General features: G+C 69.9%; 14 protein-coding genes. 5 read left to right on the plus strand and 9 right to left on the minus strand.

Annotation, left to right across the window (positions count from 1 at the left end):
• Nucleotides 1-228: 228 nt before the first annotated feature.
• The 5 genes from M1D55_RS07515 to M1D55_RS07535 form a co-directional block, all read right to left on the minus strand.
• Nucleotides 229-1,164: an SMP-30/gluconolactonase/LRE family protein gene (locus M1D55_RS07515; RefSeq protein ID WP_456280552.1), complete on the minus strand. Its 936-nt coding sequence runs from the start codon at nt 1,162-1,164 to the stop codon at nt 229-231.
• 37 nt (nt 1,165-1,201) lie between these two features.
• The gene (locus tag M1D55_RS07520; protein WP_006577277.1) at nt 1,202-2,194 is read right to left on the minus strand and encodes a Bug family tripartite tricarboxylate transporter substrate binding protein; all 993 of its coding nucleotides are present in this window, start codon (nt 2,192-2,194) and stop codon (nt 1,202-1,204) included.
• An 84-nt stretch (nt 2,195-2,278) separates the two neighbouring features.
• Nucleotides 2,279-3,208 (minus strand): hydroxyacid dehydrogenase, encoded by a 930-nt coding sequence (locus tag M1D55_RS07525; RefSeq protein ID WP_064576341.1) that lies wholly within the window; start codon nt 3,206-3,208, stop codon nt 2,279-2,281.
• Nucleotides 3,208-3,891, minus strand: a complete 684-nt coding sequence (locus tag M1D55_RS07530; RefSeq protein WP_456280553.1) for an RraA family protein — start codon at nt 3,889-3,891, stop codon at nt 3,208-3,210. The genes M1D55_RS07525 and M1D55_RS07530 overlap by 1 nt, the downstream gene beginning before the upstream one ends.
• An 86-nt stretch (nt 3,892-3,977) precedes the next feature.
• Nucleotides 3,978-4,970 carry a tripartite tricarboxylate transporter substrate binding protein gene (locus M1D55_RS07535; RefSeq protein WP_456280554.1) on the minus strand — a complete coding sequence of 331 codons (993 nt, stop codon included), beginning with the start codon at nt 4,968-4,970 and terminating at the stop codon, nt 3,978-3,980.
• Nucleotides 4,971-5,068: 98 nt separating this feature from the next.
• On the opposite strand from M1D55_RS07535, the gene M1D55_RS07540 reads away from it, so the two are divergent.
• Nucleotides 5,069-5,824, plus strand: coding sequence for an IclR family transcriptional regulator (locus tag M1D55_RS07540; RefSeq protein WP_006577273.1), 756 nt, complete (start codon nt 5,069-5,071; stop codon nt 5,822-5,824).
• Nucleotides 5,825-5,852: 28 nt separating this feature from the next.
• Here M1D55_RS07540 and pdeM read toward each other — a convergent pair whose 3' ends face one another.
• Genes pdeM through M1D55_RS07560 form a run of 4 tightly spaced genes read right to left on the minus strand, consistent with a single transcriptional unit; the run spans nt 5,853 to nt 12,131 of the window.
• Nucleotides 5,853-6,551, minus strand: a complete 699-nt coding sequence (pdeM, locus tag M1D55_RS07545) for a ligase-associated DNA damage response endonuclease PdeM (RefSeq protein WP_456280555.1) — start codon at nt 6,549-6,551, stop codon at nt 5,853-5,855.
• An 8-nt stretch (nt 6,552-6,559) separates the two neighbouring features.
• Complete coding sequence (locus M1D55_RS07550; RefSeq protein ID WP_456280556.1) at nt 6,560-9,268, minus strand: ligase-associated DNA damage response DEXH box helicase; 2,709 nt, start codon at nt 9,266-9,268, stop codon at nt 6,560-6,562.
• The gene (locus tag M1D55_RS07555) at nt 9,265-10,980 is read right to left on the minus strand and encodes an ATP-dependent DNA ligase (RefSeq protein WP_456280557.1); all 1,716 of its coding nucleotides are present in this window, start codon (nt 10,978-10,980) and stop codon (nt 9,265-9,267) included. The genes M1D55_RS07550 and M1D55_RS07555 overlap by 4 nt, the downstream gene beginning before the upstream one ends.
• Nucleotides 10,977-12,131 (minus strand): ligase-associated DNA damage response exonuclease, encoded by a 1,155-nt coding sequence (locus M1D55_RS07560; RefSeq protein WP_456280558.1) that lies wholly within the window; start codon nt 12,129-12,131, stop codon nt 10,977-10,979. Before M1D55_RS07560 ends, M1D55_RS07555 begins: the two co-directional genes overlap by 4 nt.
• A 319-nt stretch (nt 12,132-12,450) precedes the next feature.
• On the opposite strand from M1D55_RS07560, the gene M1D55_RS07565 reads away from it, so the two are divergent.
• The 4 genes from M1D55_RS07565 to treS all read left to right on the plus strand — a co-directional run bounded on the left by M1D55_RS07565 (nt 12,451) and on the right by treS (nt 21,357).
• Nucleotides 12,451-13,062, plus strand: a complete 612-nt coding sequence (locus tag M1D55_RS07565) for a type 1 glutamine amidotransferase domain-containing protein (RefSeq protein WP_456280559.1) — start codon at nt 12,451-12,453, stop codon at nt 13,060-13,062.
• A gap of 48 nt (nt 13,063-13,110) precedes the next feature.
• Entirely contained in the window at nt 13,111-14,331 is a 1,221-nt protein-coding gene (locus M1D55_RS07570; RefSeq protein WP_456280560.1) for a hypothetical protein, read from the plus strand.
• Nucleotides 14,332-14,605: 274 nt separating this feature from the next.
• Complete coding sequence (locus M1D55_RS07575; RefSeq protein WP_456280561.1) at nt 14,606-17,938, plus strand: alpha-1,4-glucan--maltose-1-phosphate maltosyltransferase; 3,333 nt, start codon at nt 14,606-14,608, stop codon at nt 17,936-17,938.
• Nucleotides 17,935-21,357 (plus strand): maltose alpha-D-glucosyltransferase, encoded by a 3,423-nt coding sequence (treS, locus tag M1D55_RS07580; RefSeq protein ID WP_456280562.1) that lies wholly within the window; start codon nt 17,935-17,937, stop codon nt 21,355-21,357. Before M1D55_RS07575 ends, treS begins: the two co-directional genes overlap by 4 nt.
• Nucleotides 21,358-21,359: the final 2 nt, after the last annotated feature.

The following is a 21,359-nucleotide window of genomic DNA, read 5'->3' on the forward strand; positions in this document are numbered from 1 at the left end:
TTCCAGCGTTTCTGCGTGGGAGTTATTGTAAATCTGAAAGGTGCTGGACACGCTAATATGCAACAACGAGCAGCGATCGCCGCAAGGCGTTGTCATCTCATAGTAAAAAATCGCCAACTGCCGTATTCGACGGACATCCCTTATTTTTTAGCCAGCCATCGGTTGCCATGGCGTACAGCCGTCAGGTTGAAGCAGATATCCCGAATACCCCTCGGCTCGGCGGCGCCCTCACCTGCCATACCGGCCGCTCCCCACGGCATGCACCGGCGCGCCGCCCTGCGGCATCTCGATCCGCAGAATGGAGCTGGAGGTCGATTCGGTCATGAACAGCGTGCCGCCGTCGTCGCCGCCGAAGCAGGCATTGGTCAGCGATGTCCCCACGGGGCTGCGGATTACCTCCACCGGCTCGGCGCGCGGGTTCAGCACCCACAGATAGCCCAATCCCGGATTGGCGACGAGCAGATGATCGTCGGCACGCATCGCCAGGCCGTCCGGACCGCTGGGCCCGTAGCTCGTGAAGAACTGGCCGACCTTGCTGACCGAACCATCGGCCTGCAGCGGAACGCGCCAGACGCAGTTGCCCCGCGTCATGGCGACGAACAGCACGGTTTCGTCCGCCGACAGCACCAGTCCGTTCGGGCTCGGCGCGTTGGAGATCAGCATGTCGAGCTTTCCGTCCGGCGCCAGCCGATAGACGCGGCCACTCGGATCGTGCATGCCGGTCTGCCCCTGGTCGGTGAAGTACAGATTGCCGCGCGAGTCGAAGGTCAGGTCGTTGACGCCGCGGAAGCGCTCGCTGTTGCGCCGCTCCAGCCAGGGCCGCACCGTGCCCGACCCGGCATCGAGCAGCATCAGCCCGTTGCGGTAGTCGGTGATCAGGAACTCGTCGCCACCGAGCCACTTCATGCCGTTCGGTTCGCCGTCATACTGCGCGACCAGTTCCCAATCGCCGCGTGGCGAGATCCGGAAGATCCGCCCGAACGGGATGTCGGTGACCCACAGGCAACCGTTGGCCCATACCGGCCCTTCGAGGAAGGCGTCGATCGCGGCGCCGCCGCGATTGGCACGGGCCCAATCGGAGGCAACGCCCCGGCATCGCAGGGCATCGGGAAGCGACGTAAACACTTCGGCATCGCGCAGCGCGGGTTGGGTCAGTAACAGCATCGGTTCGGCTCCCTGTTGTGCGTCGGCCCGCGCCGGCTCATTGCTTCTCGATGTTGGCGCGCTGCGCCACCGTCGCCCATTGCGCGGTCTCGCGCTGGATCAGGCTGGCAAAGCCGGCGGTGTCGAGATTGCCCGGCTGAGCACCCATATTGGCCAGAAACGCCTTGATGTCCGGCGTGCTGAGCGCCTGGTGGACTGCCTTCTGCAGCGTCTGCACGACTTCGGGCGGCGTCCCCTTGGGCGCGGCGAGCCCCGACCAATTGAACTGGCTGAAGCCCGGCACGCCGCCCTCGGCGAAGGTCGGCACATCGGGCAGCGCTGCCGCCCGCTGCGTGCCGCTGATCGCGAGCAGGCGGATCTGCTTGCCCTTGACCTGCGACAGCACGCTGGGCGTCGACAGCACCAGCACGTCGATGTTGCCCGACAACAGCCCGACCATGGCGTCTGCGGCGCCCTTGTACGGTACATGCATCAGCTGGATGCCGGCGGCCTGCTGGAACGCCTCGGTCGCGAAGTGCGGCGCGCTGCCGGCCCCGCCCGAGCCGAACGTCACGGTATCCGGGTGCGCACGCGCGTGGGCGACCAGCGCGGCCAGGTCCTTGAAACGGGAATCCGCCTTGACGCCAAGCACCACCGGAGAGAACGCAAACGGTGCGATCGGCACCAGCGCGGACTGATGATCCCAGTTCAGCTTGCGGAACACGTAAGGCAGCGTCGTGTACGAATTGTCGTTGGCGAGCAGCGTATAGCCGTCGGCCGGCGCATTGACGACCGTGCCAGTGCCGATGGTGCCCGACGCGCCGGGCTTGTTCTCGACGACGAAGCTCTGGCCGAGTTGGACAGACAGTTGCTGCGCCACCTTGCGGGTGACGACGTCCACTGCGCCACCGGGCGGGTTCGGCACGATGATGCGCACCGGCTTGTCGGGATAGGCTGCGAATGCGGCGCCGGCGCTGATCAGGGTCGTGGCCAGCAGCACGGTGCGGCCGATAGCGGCTGCGGCGGCAGCCAGGCGGTAAGTCGTTTTCACAGTTGTCTCCATAACGCGGTTGGCCGCGGCGATCTTGTGTCGCGGCTGGCGCGGCGCGATGGCGGCGCCAGCAGCAAGAAGTCCTCAGGTGGCGACCGTGGCCTCCAGCACGTCCAGTACGTTGCGCACGGCACCGATGCCCATCTTCACGTAGGCGGCATCGCTGACCCCGCCGATGTGCGGCGACAGAATCAGTTGCGGAATGTCGCGAAACGGGTGAGGAGACGGCAGCGGTTCGCTCTCGAAGCTGTCGAGCCCGGCCGCATACAGCTTGCCGGCCGCCATCGCCTCGACCAGCGCCGCCTCGTCGATCAATCCGCCCCGCGCCGTGTTGACGAGGATCGCACCATCCTTGAAGGTCGCCAGCGTTTCGCGATCGAGCATGCGGCGGTTCTCGTCCGTCAGCGGGCAATGCAGCGACACCACGTCGGCGTTGCGGTAGAGCGCCGGCAGTTCCACCAGTTCGACGCCCTCCGGCACAGTGCGGGCAAAGGGATCGAAGGCGAGCACGCGCATGCCCATCGCCTGCCCGATGACGGCCACGCGGCGGCCAATCTCCCCGAGGCCGACGATGCCCAGCGTGCGGCCGGACAGCTCGATCGTCTTGTGGGCGGCCTTGTCCCAGTGTCCGGCCCGCATCCTGCCATGCAGTTGCGGCACGGACTTGGCACAGGCAAGGATCAGCGCCCAGGCATGTTCGGCGACCGCCGCCGCGTTTGCGCCGACCGCTGCCTTCACCGCGATCCCGCGCCTGGCGGCTGCCACCTGGTCGATCACATCGATGCCGCTGCCATGCTTGGAGATGACCTTCAGCGCCGGGGCGGCGTCCATGATGTCGGCCCCGACCTTGCCGTAGCGGACGATGATGCCGGCCGGGTTGGTTTGCCTGGCCAGCGCCACGAGATCGTCGGGCTGCGGCGCCTTGCCGGCGAACACGACGTCGTAGTCGCGCAGCAGGTCCAGCGCCGGCTGCGCGAGATCGGCGGCCGTGACCAGAATGACGGAGCGGGTCATTACAGCACCTCCCCTTCCTTCAGCACGCCCGCGGTCACCAGCGCGGCGAGCAGCCACGGCGCATTGGTCTTGCCCTCGCGAATCTGCGCAATCCGGCGGGCCTCGGCCTCTTCCTTGTGCGCGGCCAGCGGCAGCAGCGACTCGATCTTCTCGCGCTCGACCACCACCAGGCCATCGGCGTCGCCGCTGACGAAGTCGCCCGGATTCACGGTGACGCCGCCGATCGAGACCGGGTGGCCGATGCGGCCGGCCACTTCCTTGGTCGGACCGTTGGGATTGGTGCCCACCGAGAACACCGGGAAATCGAGCGCCTCGATCTCGAGGCTGTCCCGCACCGCGCCATCCATCACCACGCCGGCAAGACCGCGCTGACGCGCCGCGTTCATCATGATCGCGCCCATCAGCGCGGAGGTCTGGTCGCCCTTCCCGTCGATGACCAGCACATCGCCGGGCTGCGCCAGCGCCAGCGCCGCGTGAATCATCAGGTTGTCGCCGGGCCGCACTTCCACGGTAAACGCGGGCCCGGCCAGCTTCATCTGCGGACGCAGCGGCTTGATGCGGCCGTGCACCGCGCCGCGGCGACCCGCGACGTCGGCAAGGATGGCAGGCTGGAATCGGGCGGCGCGCGCGACGATATCGGGCGACACGCGCTCGAACGACTTCAGGATGTTGGGCTGGGCCATGGTGCTACTCCGTGAGGCAGAAAGGATCGGATGGAATCGGATGGAATCGGATCGGATGGGGACGGCGGGCGGGATGACCGAAGACGTCAATCCAGCGTGGTGCCGGACGCCTTGACGACCGCCGCCCAGCGCGCGATGTCCTGACGGATCAGCGCGCCGAATTGATCGGGCGTACCGCTGAGCACGGTTGCGCCCTGGTCGTTCAGCTTCTTCTTCAGCTCGGCCGCTTGCAGCGCCTTGTTGAACTGCGCGTTCAGGCGCACCACGATGTCCTTTGGCGTGGAGGCCGGGGCCACGAAACCAAACCAGGTCGAGGCCTCGAAGCCCTTCACGTTGGACTCCGCAAAGGTCGGCACCTGCGGCAGGTCGGCGACGCGGCCGGTCGACGTGACGGCCAGCGCCCGCAGCTTGCCGTTGCGGATATGGCCGAGCAGGCTGGGCACCGAGGCCATGTACAGGTCGACCTGGCCGCCGATCAGGTCATTGACCGCCTGCGCCGCGCCCTTGTACGGGATATGGGTCAGCTCGATGCCGGCCGTTTTCTGGAACAGCTCGCCGGCGAGGTGTGCCACGGTGCCGTTGCCCGGCGAGGCGAAATTGATGGCCGATGGCCTGGCACGCGAGGCGCTGATGACTTCGCCCAGGGTCTTGTAGGGCGAGGTCGTCGACGTCGCCAGCACCAGCGGCGCACTGGCCACCAGCGCGATCGGCGCGAGGTCGGTCATCGGCTTGTACGGAAGGCGGGGATAGAGCGTGGCGTTGATGGCCAGATTGCTAGTCTGGCCCAGCGCGATCGTGTAGCCATCCGCGGGCGCCTTGGCCACGGCATCGATGCCGAGATTGCCGCCCGAGCCGGGCTTGTTCTCGACGACGAAGGTCCATCCGGTCGACAGCGCCACCCGGTTGGTGACCTCGCGGGCAATGATGTCGGTCCCGCCGCCCGCGGGAAACGGCACGACCACGCGGATCGGCTTGGCGGGATAGCCGGCAGCGGCGGTAGTGGCGGTGGCAGCGGTGGAAGTCAGGAAGGCGCTCGCCAGGCAGATGGCGGCGATCGAAAATCGGCAGGGGCCTTGCATGGTTGTCTCCGTTTGGTTTTCGCGCATTGTGTTGCGTCGTTTCACCTCATACAATGCCGTTTCGTTGTGCAAAACGCATTTCATATCGGAGCGGAGCGATGAAGGGCTCGACAGAGCGCGGGGATGACGCCGCCGGCGGCGTGACGGCCGTCTCGCGGGCGTTGATGGTGCTGGAGGCGTTTGGCGTCAACGATGCCGATCTGCCGCTGGCCGAGATCAGCCGGCGCACGGGAATCCACAAGACCACCGTGCTTCGCCTCGCCAGGACGCTGGCGGCGCACAACTACCTGGTGCAGAAGGAAGACGGGAACTGGCGCCTGGGGCGCGCGGCGGGCTGGCTCGGCGCCTGCTATCAGGCCACGTTCAACGTGCAGGAAGTGGTGGAGCCCGTACTGCGCGAACTGTCGCGCAAGACCGGCGAGAGCGCGTCGTTCTACGTGCGAGAGGGAGACGAGCGGGCCTGCCTGCTGCGCGTCGAAGGACCGCAGGCGATCCGGCACCATGTGCGGATCGGTTCCACGCTGCCGCTGGACAAGGGCGCGCCCGGCCGCGTGATCCTGGCCTTCTCCGGGGCGTCGGGCCGGCCGTACGAAGCCATCCGGCAGCGGGGCTTTCATCTTTCGATGGGTGAACGCGAGCCCGAGGTGTCCAGCGTGGCGGCGCCGGTGTTCGGGCTGCACTGGCGGCTGCTCGGCTCGATCTGCATCTCGGGGCCGACCTCCCGGCTGACGGAAGCCCGGTTGCTGAAGATGGCCAAGACCGTGGTGGAGGCGGCGAACCGGCTTTCCTATGCGATGGCGGGAAGCCAGCGGCCGGCGCCGCGCATCGAAGCACCGGCGACCTGGCATCCATGAGGCCGACCGCGACGGCTCACCCGTTGCGCTAGCGCGCCGGCACGGCCCAGACCCGGTCGTCGCCGATCACATAGAGGCGCCGGTCCGGCGCCCGCCTGACCGGCGCGTGACCGGTAAAGGCGCCAAACGCCGGCAGGATGCCGGCATGCGCATCGAAGACGAAGCACGGCAGACGAACCGAGTCGGAGCCGGCGCGCAGCGTATAGGCGGGATGCAGGTGCCCGGCCAGTTCGTAGCCGCCGTTCGCCGCTCCCGGCAAGTGGCACAGCGCGAATGGTCCGCGCCGCCACGGTTCGCTGACCACCGCGATATCGAGCGAGGGCGGCGGATCGCCGGCCCGTGCATCGTGATTGCCGCGTACCAGCGTGCAGCGCAGCGTCGACGGAAGCCCGCGGCGCCAATCCGCGAGGGCCGCCAGCACCGCCGGCGTGCGGCTCGCGCGGGCATGGAGAAAATCCCCGAGAAAGACCAGCTCGCGCGCCGGATAGCGCGCCGCCAGATCCGCCAGCCGTGCCAGGTTGTCGCGCGTGGTGCCGGCCGGCACCGGCTGGCCCAGCGCGCGATAGGCCGCGGCCTTGCCGAAATGGACGTCGGCCACCAGCAGCATCGCGGCGGCCGGCCACCAGAGCGCGCGCTCCGGCAGCAGCCACAGTGTCTCGCCGGCAACCTCGACCTGACGCGAGGATGAAGAAGCCGACGAGGGCGAGAACGACGGAGCGGACGACATCGGCACGCTCATAGCGGCGGCAACGGCTTCGACACCTTGCGTGGGCGCCGGCGCCGGGACGACGAAGACGAGGAAGAGGACGAGGAAGAGGACGAGGACGACCGGCCGGCGTGATCGGCCATGCCGAAGCGCGCGATCTCCGCGACGCGATCGGGCGGCGGCTCGTTCGCCAGCACCGATACTTCGTCGCCCTCGCCCTCCGGCCCCGCCGCCCGTTCGAGATCGGCCAGCATCCGTGCGATGCGGTCGGCCAGCTTCTCGGTGCTCAGCTTCTCGCGCAGGAATTCGACGATCAGCGGGAATGACAGCGGCGTCGGCCGTTTCAGCACGCGCAGATCGAGCCGCAGCTCCGCAAGCCGATCCAGCGTCCGCGACAGGCGCGCGGCATCGAGCTCCTGGTTCAGGACCTCGCGCTCGGCCTGGCCCAGCAGCAGGTTTTCGGGATCGTGCTTGCGAAACACCTCGTAGAACAGGCTCGACGAGGCCTGCAGCTGCCGCGCGCTCTTGTGCGCGCCGGGATAGCCCTGGAACACCAGCCCCGACACCCGCGCGATCTCGCGAAAGCGCCGCAGGGACAGCTCGCCGGCATTGAGGCTGGCCAGCACGTCGGCGACCAGATCGCGCTGCCGTTCCTGCGCCAGCACCAGCGGCAGCCAGTGCGCCCAGTCGAGCGGCGCGGCCGACAGCAGTTCCAGCCCGTAGTCGTTGACGGCGACCGAGATCGTCGTCGGCAACTGCGAGCCGAGCCGCCACGCCAGCAGGCTGCCCAGGCCGAGATGCACCGAGCGCCCGGCAAAGGGATACAGGAACAGATGCGAGCCCTCGCGCGAGTTCAGCGTCTCGGCCAGCAGCGTGGTGCGCGTCGGCAGGGCCGACCAGCGCTGCTGCAGTTCGACCAGCGGCTGGATCAACGGCAGCTCCGGCGTATCCGCGGGATCGAGCCTTTGCGCGGCGGCATCCTCGAGCGTGGCGACGACCGCGTCGGCCAGTTCGGTCGACAGCGGCATCCGCCCGCCGTTCCAGCGCGGCACCACGGGCCGGCCCTTGTCGGCGCGCCGGACATAGGCGGTCATCTCCTGCACGCGCACCAACTCGAGCAGCCGGCCGCCGAAGAGGAAGCAGTCGCCCGGCGACAGCCGCGCGATAAAGCCCTCCTCCACCGTGCCGAGGGAGGCGCCGCCGCGTCCCGCGCGACTCCAGTAGCGCACCTGCATCGTCGCATCGCTGACGATGGTGCCGACGCTCATCCGATGGCGGCGGGCAAGGCGGACGTCCGGCACGCGCCAGACGCCCTGCTCGTCGGGCTGCACGCGCCGGTAGTCCGGATAGGCGGACAGGCTGCTGCCGCCCTGCCGCACGAAGTCGAGGCACCACTGCCATTCGGCGTCGGTCAGCGTGCGGTAGGCATAGGCGCCGCGCACCTCGTCGAGCAGCGCGTCGGGAACGAAGCCGCCGCCCAGCGCCACCGTGACCAGATGCTGGACCAGCACGTCGAGCGGCTTGACCGGCGACTCGCGCGCCTCGATGCGCCCTGCCCTGACCGCGTGGCGCGCCGCGACCGCCTCGACCAGTTCAAGGCTGTGGGTCGGCACGATCGTCACGCGCGAGGGCCGCCCCGGCGCGTGGCCGGAGCGGCCCGCACGCTGCAGCAGCCGCGCCACGCCCTTGGGCGAGCCGACCTGCAGCACGCGCTCGACCGGCAGGAAGTCGACGCCCAGATCGAGGCTGGAGGTGCAGACCACCGCCTTCAGCGCGCCGGTCTTCAGGCCGGCCTCGACCCATTCGCGCACATCGCGATCCAGCGAGCCGTGATGCAGCGCCAGCTGTCCGGCCCAGTCGGGCCGCGCCTCCAGCAACGCCAGGTACCAGCGCTCGGCCTGCGAGCGGGTATTGAGGAAGACCAGCGTGGTGCTGCTGCCGTCGATCTCGCGCACCACATGCGGCAGCATCGACAGGCCCAGGTGCCCGGCCCACGGAAACCGCCCGGCGGCATCGGGCAGCAGCGTATCGACGATCAGCTCCTTGGGGATCTTGCCGCGCACCAGCTCGCGCCGATCGGCCGGCGTGCCGGACAGCAGCACCTCGCTGGCGTGTTCGAGGTTGCCCAGCGTGGCAGACAAACCCCAGACCACCAGGTCGGGACACCAGCGGCGCAGCCGCGCCAGCGCCAGCTGTACCTGCACGCCGCGCTTGTTGCCGATCAGCTCGTGCCATTCGTCGACCACCACCATCCGCACGCGGCCCAACGCCTCTCTCGCATCGGCCCGCGTCAGCAGCAGCGACAGGCTCTCCGGCGTGGTGACCAGCGCGGTCGGCAGCCGCCGCGCCTGCGCGGTGCGCTCGCTACTGCCGGTATCGCCCGTGCGCAGGCCGACGGTCCAGTTCAGTCCGAGCTCGGCCAGCGGCGCCTGCAGCGCGCGCGCGGTATCGGCGGCCAGCGCGCGCATCGGCGTCAGCCACAGCACGGTCAGCGGCGGCGCGGTGGCGGTCTGTGCCACCGGCTCGCCATGGCGCAGCAGCGCGCCGAGCCAGGCCGCATAGGTCTTGCCGGTGCCGGTGGTCGCATGCACCAGGCCGCTGCGGCCCGCGGCGATTGCCTGCCACACCTGTTGCTGGAACGGAAACGGCTGCCAGCCGCGCCGCGCGAACCATTGCGGCAGCGCCTGCGCCAGCGGCGCCGCCGGCAAGGCCAATGCGTCGGCCCCACGCGCGCTCATGCCGCGTTCCCTCGGTCGCCGCTTTCGGCGGACGGCAGCATGCCCTGCAGCGTCTGCAGCGTGTCGGCCTCCTCGATCGTCTTGTCGGTACGCCAGCGCAGCATCCGCGGAAAGCGCACCGCGATGCCGCTCTTGTGGCGGCTGCTGCGGGCGATGCCCTCGAAGCCCAGCTCGAACACCTGGGTCGGCTCGACGCTGCGCACCGGCCCGAAGGTCTCGATGGTGGTCCGCCGCACGATCGCGTCGACCTGCCGCATCTCCTGATCGGTCAGGCCCGAATACGCCTTGGCGAACGGCACCAGCACCCGGCCCTCGGTACCCGGCGGCGCGCTCCATACCGCGAAGGTGAAGTCGGTGTACAGGCTCGCGCGGCGGCCGTGGCCGCGCTGCGCGTAGATCAGCACCGCATCGACCGCATACGGATCGATCTTCCATTTCCACCAGACGCCGACATCCTTGGTCCGGCCCGAGCCATAGGCGGCATCGAGCGCCTTCAGCATGAAGCCCTCGACGCCGAGCTCGCGCGACGACTCGCGCAGCACCCCATACCCGGGCCAGTCGTCCGCCTGCACCAGCGGACTGGGCCGCAGCGACGGATGCGGATGCGCGGCCAGCACGCGCTCCAACGCGGCGCGGCGCTCGCTCTGCGCGCGGCGGCGCCAGTCCTCGCCCTGCCATTCGAGCAGGTCATAGGCCAGCAGCACCGCCGGCGCGTCACGCAGCAGCTTCGCGCCGAGGTTCTTGCGGCCGATGCGCTGCTGCAGCAGGGCGAATGGCTGCACGCGTTCGTCGCGCCAGACCACGATCTCGCCATCGATCACCGTGCCGTCGGGCAACGGTGCGGCGGCTTCTGCCAGCTCGGGGAAGCGCTCGGTGATCAGGTCCTCGCCGCGCGACCAGATCCAGGTCTGGCCGTCGCGCCGCACGATCTGCGCGCGGATGCCGTCCCATTTCCATTCGACCTGCCATTGCGAGACCGGGCCCAGCACGGCGTCGAACTGCTCGAGCGGCGCCTGCAGCGGATGGGCGAGAAAGAACGGATAGGGCTGGCCGCCGCGGCTGCGTGGAACGTTGGCACCATCGCCTACGCGCTCTCCGACCCCGCCGTGCTCGCCGCTGCCGTCGGGCGCGATCAGCGCCAGATAGTGCTCGGCATCGGGCCGCGCCGAGATATCGGTATAGCCGACCATCCGTTCGGCCACGCGCTTCGGATCGATGCCGGCCACCTCGCCCAGCGCGCGCGTGACCAGCAGCCGCGAGACGCCGACGCGAAAGGCGCCGGTGATCAGCTTGAACAGTACCAGCCGCGCCTGCGCGTCGAGCGGCCGCCACAGCGCGTCGAGCCTGGGCAGCAGCACGTCGGGCGGCAGGCCGCGCAGCGGCAGCAGCCGCTGCTCGACCCATTCGGCCAGACCCGCATCGTCGGTATGTTCGGACTCGGGCAGCAGCAAGGCGATGGTCTCGGCCAGATCGCCGACGGCCTGGTAGCTCTCCTCGAACAGCCAGGTCGGCAAACGCGCCGCGTGCTCGGCGAGCGTGCGCAGCATCGCCACCGGCACCAGCTGGCGCGGCTTGCCGCCGGCGAGGAAATAGACCGCCCAGGCGGCGTCGGCCGGCGGCGCAGCCTGCAGATAGCCGCGCAGCGCCGCCAGCTTGGCGTTGTTCGAGGTCGTTGCATCGAGCGCGGCGTACAGCTCGGCGAAGGCCTTCATGATCCGCCCCTTGGATCGGCGGATACACCGTCCGCTTTGCCGTCCGCTTTGCCGTCCGCTGCGTCGATCGCGCCGTCCGCCGGCTCGCCGTTTTCTCCGGGCGCGCCGTTGGCGCCGGCCGCGCCTTCTGGCTCGTCCCGATCGTGGTCCTCCTCGTCGCCGTACTGCGTCTCGAAACCCTGCGCCTGCAGACCGCGTTCGCACAGATAGCGCACCATCGCATGCACATAACCATGGGTGACGAACACCCGCTGCGCCCCGGTCGCCTCGATCGCCGCATGCAGGCCGGGCCAGTCGGCATGGTCCGAAATCACGAAGCCGCGATCGACGCCGCGCCGCCGGCGCGTGCCTCGAATCCGCATCCAGCCGCTGGCGAAGGCCTGCGAGGCATCGCCGAAGCGCCGCAGCCACGGCGAGCGCTGCGCCGACGGCGGCGCGATCACCAGCGCCTGGCGCAGCAGCGGACTGCGCGCCGGCAACTCGGACGCATGCACCGTCGCCGGCAGCGCCACGCCGGCGGCCGCATAGGCGCGGTTCAGCGCCGTCATTGCGCCATGCTCGACGATCGGGCCCGGCATCCCCGCCTCGCCCGCCTGCGTCATCAACCCATGCAGGATGCGCTGCGCCTTGCCGAAGGCGTAGCAGTACAGCACGCTGGCCCGGCCCTGTTCGGCATTGGCGCGCCACCACGACAGGATCTGCGCCATCAGCTCGGCCTGCGATTGCCAGCGATAGATCGGCAGGCCGAAGGTGCTCTCGGTGATGAAGGTATCGCAGCGCACCGGCTCGAACGGCGCGCAGGTGCCGTCGTGCGCGAGCTTGTAGTCGCCCGATGCGACCCAGACCTCGCCGCGGTATTCGAGCCGGACCTGGGCCGAGCCGAGCACGTGCCCGGCCGGATGCAGGCTGATGCGAACGCCGTTGTGCACGATGGCCTGGCCATAGTCGAGGCTGTCCAGGTGAATATCGGGCAGGCGCGACAGCAGCACGCCGCGTCCCGGCGCCGCGCAAAGATAGCGGCCGCTGCCGGCGCGCGCATGGTCGGAATGGGCGTGGGTGATGACAGCCCGCGCCACGGGGCGCCACGGGTCGATATGGAAGTCGCCCGGCGGGCAGTACAGGCCCTCGGGCCGCGCTACGACAAGGTCCATGGATGCGGACTCCGGCTGCGATGGCCTTGCCGATCGGGTCCATCGGCCGGCACATCGATAAGACGATGTTATGCCAGCGGCCGCTGCGGGCCCATCGGACTCAGGCCGACGTGGCTCGGCACCCGGCCTCGGGGGCACGCTTCTTGCCGCTCTGGACCGAAGTGGACGCGGACGCCGCCATCCCGCAAGACCCGCGGCGCGGCGGCGAGCGCTTTTTTACCGCCGGCCGCAAAAGCTACAAGGTCGGACCGCGTCCGGCTCCATTTCGGCGATTCGATGAATCGACGGATCGACTTCCCTGTGCAACGAGGACCGCAACATGAACCGGAACACGTCCCCCGACGCCAATCATCCGCTGAGGGGCAAGCGCATCGCCTTCCTGGTTACCGATCTGTTCGAACAGGTCGAACTGACCGGCCCGCGCCAGGCCTTGCAACAGGCCGGTGCCGAAACCGTCATCGTTGCGCCGCACGATGGCGAGGTACAAGGCGCCCAGCACGACAAGAAGGCAGATCGCTTCGGCGTGCAGGCCACGCTGGCCGACGCCCATCCCGACGACTTCGACGGCGTGGTGCTGCCCGGCGGCACCATGAATGCCGACGCGCTGCGCATGGACCAGGCCGCGCAGCGCTTCGTCAAGAAAATGCAGGACGACGGCAAGCCAATTGCAGTGATCTGCCACGGTCCCTGGCTGCTGGTGTCGGCCGGTCTGGTCAAGGGCCGCACGCTGACCAGCTGGCCGTCGCTGGCCGACGATATCCGCAATGCCGGCGGCGAATGGGTCGATCGCGAGGTCGTGCGCGACGGCAACTGGGTCAGCAGCCGCAAGCCGGACGATATCCCCGCCTTCAACCAGCAGATCGTCACGCTGTTTGCCGAACTGGGCAATCGCGCGGCGCAGGGCAGCGAAGCCCGCGCCGGCCAGACCTGATCACGCCGGTTCACCGCTGTTCACTCCTCTTTACCCCGCCACGCAGCCATGCAGACTCGACTTGCGATCGACGCGACCGACGACCTCGCCCACGCGCATGACGCGGCTACGGAACTGGCGGTGCGCTGCGGCTTCGGCGAAATCGCCACCGAACGGCTCGGCCGAGCGGCCGTCGCGGCGGCCACCGGCATGCTCGACCACGCCGGCGGCGGCGTGCTGCATCTGCGGCCCCTGCAGGAAGAGGTGACCGGCGCCGCCGCGCCGCAGGTCGAGATCCTGGCCGTGGACCGGCCGCGCCCGCGCGATGGGTTGGGCGATCGGTCGCGCGATGGGCCGGTTGATTCGTCGCGCGGTGCGGACGGCAGGCACGCCGGCGCCCGCGCGGGGGGCAGGCTTGCCGCGCTGTACGAACTGGTGACCGCGCTGGACCGCTACGACGGCCCCGCCGGCTCGGTCATCCGGATGACGCTGTCCCCCGCCGATCGGCCCGGCCCGGTCTCGCTGCCCGCCGTGGCGGTGGGCGTGGTGTGGGCCCCGGCCGACGGCGATCTCGCACCGGGCGGTCTGAACATCCATTCCGCGCGCGGACTGTCGACGGTGGTGCTGGGCCTGGGGCGCGGCGCCGAAGCGGCGCGCCGGGTCGCCGCGCTGCAGGGCTTCGGCGCGCAGATGCAGCAGATCGACCGCGTGCGCGCCACGCTTCCCGGGGGCGGCGACATGGCGCTGGCGGCCGCCCAGATCGAAGCACAGGCCGGCCACGTGCGCGTCGCCGGTGCGGGCCACTTCTGCGCCTGCGTGATCCAGGCGGGCACCGAAGTGACCGGCCCGCTCACGGTGCAACCGTTGTTGCGCCAGCGCGAGGCCCTGGTCGATGGCGGCGCGATGGTGCGCGGGCCGCTGGCGCAGGCGCAGGCCGGCTGGCCGCCGCAGGCGCTGCTGGTGCTGCATGACGATGGCCTGTCGTGGCCGTGGGCGCTGGAGTCCTATCCGGGCCTGATGGCCTGCCATCCGGCCATCGTTGCCGCGGTGCTGCATCGCGACTACTGCCGGCAGGCCGGCCATGGCTGCGTGCTGGTGTGCCGCCGCAGTTGCGAATGCACCGTGCCGGCGTCTGGCCGCGCCGCGCTGCCGGCCCCCGCCGCAGTCGATGGCGCCGCGGTTGCCGCGATGTCCGCCGATAAAGACGGCCGCCCCGTTGCGGCCGCACGGCGGCCCGCCAGCAGCGGCCGGCGCCGGCGCGGTGCGGCCACCGGACGTCCTGCCGCCTGAGCCCGGTCCCGCCGACGGCTCGAATGCTTGCCGCGGCTACACGCGGCGGATACTCCTTCGGATACTTTCTGCCAGCGCGGCACTGTAGTTTTTACAGGCCACATTTCGGGGCTTGTCATATCGGCAAGCGGCTTCCCGGCCGCAATCGTGCTCGGCGCCTTGCCCGGCAAGGGGAGGCTCTGCCGGCGCGTCGGTGCTTGTCCGACGCGGCGGTATATTGGCACGCGCTTCGCATCAGTGCCCGGACTGTCCTTCGCCTCCGACGAGCCAATCCGTGCGCATCTGCCAGATCGATCCGAATTTTGTCCACCAGGCCAATGACGGCGCCCTCGGGGCTCTGGCCCGGGCCAAGGCGCTCGGCTTCGATCATGTGCTGCTGACAGGCGCCTCCGCGTTGCATACCCCGCCCGACACGCTGGCCGCGCTCGCGGCCCACTGCCGGGCGCAAGGGCTGGCCTGCCTGCTGGAGCTCGCGCTGGACCGCTATCCCGACGGCGCCGCGCCGATCGATCCGCTCTGGCGGCACGACGGCGCGATGCCCGATCCGCGCGATACCGACAACCATCTGCCTGGCACACGGCTGCGCTGGCACGACGAGGGGGTCGCTGCCGCGCTGGTGTCGTGGTGGACCGAGCGGCTGCAGGGACTGGCCGAGCTCGATATCGCCGGCTATGTGTGCCGCGCGCCGGCCCGCGTGGCGGGACGGCACTGGGCCAGGCTGAGCGCCGCGTTGAAGGGCGCCCGTGACACAAGCGTGAGCGGCAGCCACACGGGCGCACGGCGCCCGCCGCTGATGCTGGCGTGGACGCCCGGCACCAGCCCGGCGCAACTGGCCGATCTGAGCGGCGGCGGCTTCGATGGCGCCTTCTGCTCGCTGCCGTGGTGGGACTACCGCAGCCCCTGGCTGACCGAGGAAATCGCCCGGCTGCGGCCCTTCGGCGCGGTGCTGGCCGCACCGGCGATCCAGGCCCGCGGCCTCGACGCGCTGGCGGCGCGGCGCGCGCTATGGACCGCGGCCGCGCTGGGAGACGGCATCCTGGTGCCGGCCGGCTTCGAATGCGGCGGCGGCGATTGCGAGGAGGACCCACCACGTGACCAGCCCTACGACCAGCCGGGCTCCCGCGATGGCGATGCCGACCCAGGCCTGAGCTACGACCTGTCGCACGAACTGATCCATGCCAACGCCTGGATCGCCGCGCGCGGTCCGGCCCCGGCGCTGGCCGTGCGCCAGTTGAGCGGCGCCGATGGCGCGCTGATCGCGCTGGCGCGCTTGCCGATGCCCGCCGCCGGCGCGCCGCTGCCGCTGGCCATCGTGATCAATCCCGATACGCAGCAGCCCGCCAGCCTCGGGGCCGATCGCATCCTCAGCGCCCTGCCGCATGGCGCGGGCACGCTGCTGGCGGCCGACGGCGGACCCGGCGGCGGCGTCGAGGCGGGCACGCTGCTCGATGCGCTGGACAACATCACGCTGGCCCCGGCCGGCGTGCAGCTGTTCCATGCCGCCCCGTCGGCGGCGCTCGCCGAGCCGGCCCGGCGCGAAGGCAAGCGCTTCGGCGCGTCGGTGCGCGCCGCACTGGAGCGCAGCGTTGCCGCCGCCGTACAGGCGCCGCGCATCGCCATCGAGAACGTCGCGCCCGCCTGCGACAACGGCCGCTTCGCGGTGCGCCGCGTGACCGGCGAGCGCGTCGAGGTCAGCGCCGACATCTGGATGGACGGCCACGACAAGCTCGCCGCCGTCGTGCTGTGGCGCGGCCCCGGCGAGGAAAGCTGGCACGAGGCGCCGATGGCGCCGACCGTCAACGACCGCTGGGTCGGCAGCTTCGCGCTGACCGCGCTGGGCCGGCACGAATTCACCGTCGAGGCGTGGCACGATGCATTCGCCACCTGGTGCGACGAGGTCACCAAGAAGAAGCAGGCCGGGGTCGACGTGACGCTGGAAATCGAGGAAGGCGCGCGCCTGGTCGCCAATACGCTGCGGCACGGCCGCAGCGGCGAGCGCGACGCCACGCGCGCGCTGCGCGACGTCGCCGCGGAACTGGAGGCGGCCGCCGGCGACGACCTGCGCCGGCTCGAGATCCTGCTGTCGCCGCATACCCGCACGCTGATGCAGGCGGCCGATCCGCGCCACTTCGCCACGCGCCATCCGGTCGCGATGCCGGTCGAGGCCGACCGGCTGGCGGCGCGCTTCGCCAGCTGGTACGAGCTGTTCCCGCGTTCGCAGAGCGGCGACGCCGAGCGCCACGGCACCTTCGACGACGTGATCGAACGCCTGCCGGCGATCCGCGCGATGGGTTTCGACGTGCTGTACTTCCCGCCGATCCATCCGATCGGCCGCGCCAACCGCAAGGGCCGCAACAACAGCCTGCGCGCCGCGCCGGACGATCCCGGCAGCCCGTACGCGATCGGCTCGCCCGAGGGCGGCCACGACGCGATCCACCCGCAACTGGGCACGATCGAGGACTTCCGCCGGCTGCGCGCGGCCAGCGCCGAGGCGGGGCTCGAGCTGGCACTCGACTTCGCGATCCAGTGTTCGCCCGACCATCCGTGGCTGCGCGAGCATCCCGAATGGTTCGCACACCGGCCCGACGGCTCGTTGCGCTATGCGGAAAATCCGCCGAAAAAATACGAGGACATCGTCAACGTCGACTTCTACGCCAAGGGCGGCGCCGCCCCTGCGCTGTGGATCGCGCTGCGCGACGTGGTGATGTTCTGGGTCAACGAGGGCGTGCGCATCTTCCGCGTCGACAACCCGCACACCAAGCCGCTGCCCTTCTGGGAATGGATGATCGCCAACGTGCGCGAGCGCCATCCCGACACCATCTTCCTGGCCGAGGCCTTCACGCGGCCGAAGATGATGGCGCGGCTGGCCAAGCTGGGCTTCAGCCAGTCGTACACCTACTTCACCTGGCGCAACCACAAGCGCGAGCTGATCGAGTACATGACCGAACTGACGCGCTCGCCGCTGCGCGAATATTTCCGGCCGCACTTCTTCGTCAACACGCCCGACATCAACCCCTACTTCCTGCACGACTCGGGACGGCCCGGGTTCCTGATCCGCGCCGCGCTGGCGACGCTGCTGTCCGGGCTCTGGGGCATGTATAACGGCTTCGAGCTGTGCGAAGGCACGCCGCTGGTCGTCAACGGCGTGACCAAGGAGGAGTATCTGGATTCGGAGAAGTACCAGCTGCGCGCCTGGGACTGGAACCGGCCAGGCAATATCGTTGCCGAAATCACGCGGCTGAACCAGATCCGCGCCAGCCATCCGGCGCTGCAGAACCACCTCGGCCTGCGCTTCCTGCACGCGAGCGACGACGCGGTGCTGTACTTCGCGCGCTATGTGCCGACCTCGCACGATGCGGACGCCGGCTTCGGCGACGACGTGCTGCTGGCCGCGGTGAACCTGGACCCGCGCGCGGTGCGCGAGGCCGATATCGAACTGCCGCTGTGGGAATGGGGCCTGCCCGATCACGGCGCGCTGGCCGCCGAGGATCTGATGCACGGCCATCGCTTCCAGTGGCAAGGCAAGCATCAGCGCATCCGGCTCGATCCGCATGCGCTGCCGTTCGCCCTCTGGCACGTCAAGCCAAGACGCGAGGAGTCTGCATGAAGCGCCTCTCCGAGCGCGGCAGCACCGCGCTGCTGAACGCCGATCCGCTGTGGTACAAGGACGCGGTCATCTATCAGCTGCACATCAAGTCGTTCTACGACGCCAATGGCGACGGGGTCGGCGACTTCGCCGGTCTGCTGGCGAAGCTCGACTACCTGGTCAGCCTCGGCGTCGACACGATCTGGCTGCTGCCCTTCTATCCCTCGCCGCGCCGCGACGACGGCTACGACATCGCGGACTACCGCAACGTCCATCCGGAATACGGCACGCTGGCCGAAGTGCGGCGCTTCATCGCCGCCGCTCATGCGCGCGGGCTGCGCGTGATCACAGAGCTGGTGATCAACCACACCTCCGACCAGCATCCGTGGTTCCAGCGCGCGCGCCATGCCAAGCCGGGCTCGGCCGCGCGCAATTACTACGTCTGGTCCGACACCGACCAGGCCTACAGCGGCACGCGCATCATCTTCTGCGATACCGAGAAGTCCAACTGGAGTTGGGACCCGGTGGCCGGGGCGTACTTCTGGCACCGCTTCTATTCGCACCAGCCGGACCTGAACTTCGACAATCCGCTGGTGTTGCGCGACGTGCTGTCGGTGATGCGGTTCTGGCTCGATATGGGCATCGACGGGCTGCGGCTCGACGCGGTGCCCTATCTCGTCGAGCGCGAGGGCACCAGCAACGAGAACCTGCCCGAGACCCATACGGTGATCCGCCAGATCCGCAAGCATCTGGACGACCACTACCAGGGCAGGCTGCTGCTGGCCGAGGCCAATATGTGGCCCGAGGACGCGCAGCAGTACTTCGGCGGCGCGCCGGCCACCGGCGAGCGGCCCGCGCACGGCGACGAATGCCACATGGCCTTTCACTTCCCGCTGATGCCGCGCATGTACATGGCGATCGCGCGGGAGGACCGCTTCCCGATCACCGACATCATCCGCCAGACCCCGGAGATTCCGCCGAACTGCCAGTGGGCGATCTTCCTGCGCAACCATGACGAGCTGACGCTGGAGATGGTGACCAGCAGCGAGCGCGACTACCTGTGGGAGGTCTATGCGTCGGACCGCCGCGCGCGCATCAACCTGGGCATCCGCCGGCGGCTGGCGCCGCTGATGGAGCGCGACCGCCGCCGCATCGAGCTGATGAACAGCCTGCTGTTCTCGATGCCGGGCACGCCGGTGATCTACTACGGCGACGAGATCGGCATGGGCGACAACATCCACCTGGGCGACCGCGACGGCGTGCGCACGCCGATGCAGTGGTCGCCCGACCGCAACGGCGGCTTTTCGCATGCCGATCCGGAAAGGCTGGTGCTGCCGCCGCTGCAGGGCCCGCTGTACGGCTACGAGGCGGTCAACGTCGAAGCGCAGTCGCGCGACACCCATTCGCTGCTCAACTGGATGCGCCGCATGCTGGCGCTGCGGCGCCAGCACCGCGCGTTCGGCCGCGGCAGCTTCCGCTTCCTGTTCCCCGGCAACCGGAAAATCCTGGCCTATCTGCGCGAATACGAGGGCGAGCACATTCTTTGCGTGGCCAATCTGTCGCGCGCGCCGCAGGCGGTCGAGCTGGACCTGTCCGAATTCGAAGGCCGGGTGCCGGTCGAGATGCTCGGCGCGACCCCGTTCCCGGCAATCGGCCAGCTGACCTATCTGCTGACGCTGCCGCCCTATGGCTTTTACTGGTTCGTGCTGTCCACCGAGGCGCAGCCGCCGTCCTGGCACGTCGACGCGCCGCAGCAGATGCCCGAGCTGATCACGCTGATCATGCAAAACACCGCGCAAGCCGACCTGACCGAAGCGTCGCGTCGCATCCTGTCGAACGAAGTGCTGCCGGACTACATCGCGCGGCGCCGCTGGTTCGGCGCCAAGAGCGAGAAGATCCGGGGCGTCACCATTGCCTACGCGGTGCCGTTCGGCGCCGCCGCGCCCGGCGAAGCGATCTATCTGTCCGAGGTCGAGGTCGCGCTGAAAGAGCGCAGCGAGTGCTACCAGCTGCCGGTCAGCGTGCTGTGGGACCACGACGCGCCCGGCGCGAGCGTGCCGCAACTGGCGCACGGGCTGGCGATGGCGCGCGTGCGCCGCGGCAGCCGGGTCGGCCTGGCCACCGACGGCTTCGTCGTCGAACGCTTCGCCCGTGAGGTGGTCAAGGCGCTGCGCGCCGGCACCGAGATCGCCACGCCGCGCGGGCAGATCCACTTCCGCGGCGGACCGGGCCTGGCGGCGCTGGCGCTGGAGGACGATCCGGTCCAGTGGATGTCGGCGGAGCAGTCCAACAGTTCGCTGTCGTTCAACAACTCGGCGGTGCTCAAGCTGGTGCGCCGCGTCTCCGGCGGCATTCATCCGGAAGCCGAGATGACGCGCTACCTGACCGAGCAGGGCTATGCCAATGCCGCCGCGCTGCTCGGCGAAGTGGTACGCACGGGCGCCGACGGCACGCCACATACGCTGATGCTGCTGCAGGGCTACATCCTGAACCAGGGCGACGGCTGGAACTGGACGCTGGACTATATCGGCCGCGCGATCGACGATGCGCTGCCGATGGAGAACGAGAACGGCGACGACGAGTTCACCGAGGCGATGCACGGCTTCGCGGCGATGGCGGCGACGCTGGGCCGGCGCCTGGCCGAGCTGCACGCGGTGCTGGCGCGGCCGAGCGACGACGAGGCCTTCACGCCGGTGCCGGCCGGCGAGGCCCAGGTGCGCGAGTGGACCGACGACGCGATGGCCGCGCTGGACACCGCGCTGCAGCTGATCGGCGCCGGCGCCGGCCAGCCGCCGCAGGGCGCGATCGGCGAGCGCTACCGCGCCGACGTGCAGGCGGTACTCGACAGCCGCGAACGGCTGCCCGACCTGGTCGCCGCGCTCGCCGCGGCAGCGCCGGGCAGCCTGCAGACGCGCATTCACGGCGACCTGCATCTGGGCCAGGTGCTGATCGCGCAGAACGACACCTACATCATCGACTTCGAGGGCGAGCCGGGCCTGCCGCTGGCCTACCGCCGCCGCAAGACGTCGCCGTTGCGCGACGTGGCCGGCATCCTGCGCTCGTTCGACTATGCCGCCGCGACGGTCGGCACCGACCGCAGCGAGCGCACCCATTCGGCGCTGCCGCCGGCGCAGGCCGAGCGGCGCGAGGGGCTGCTCGAGCGCTTCCGGCAGACCGCCACCGACGCCTTCCTCGGCGGCTACCGCGAGGTGGCCGAGACCGCGCTGCACCCGTGGGTCGCCCCCGGCCAGATGCAGCCGCTGCTCGATCTGTTCCTGCTCGAACGCGCCGCCTACGAGGTCAAGTACGAGGCCGACAATCGGGTGACGTGGATCGACCTGCCGGTGCACGGCCTGGCGCGGCTGATCCGTACGCTGACCGGCGCGCCCGCCGGCACTGCAGGGCCGCCGGCCTCGCCGCCCCCGCCCCCTCACGTCTGAGA

The sequence above is a fragment of the Cupriavidus sp. JZ107 genome, from assembly GCF_053903255.1.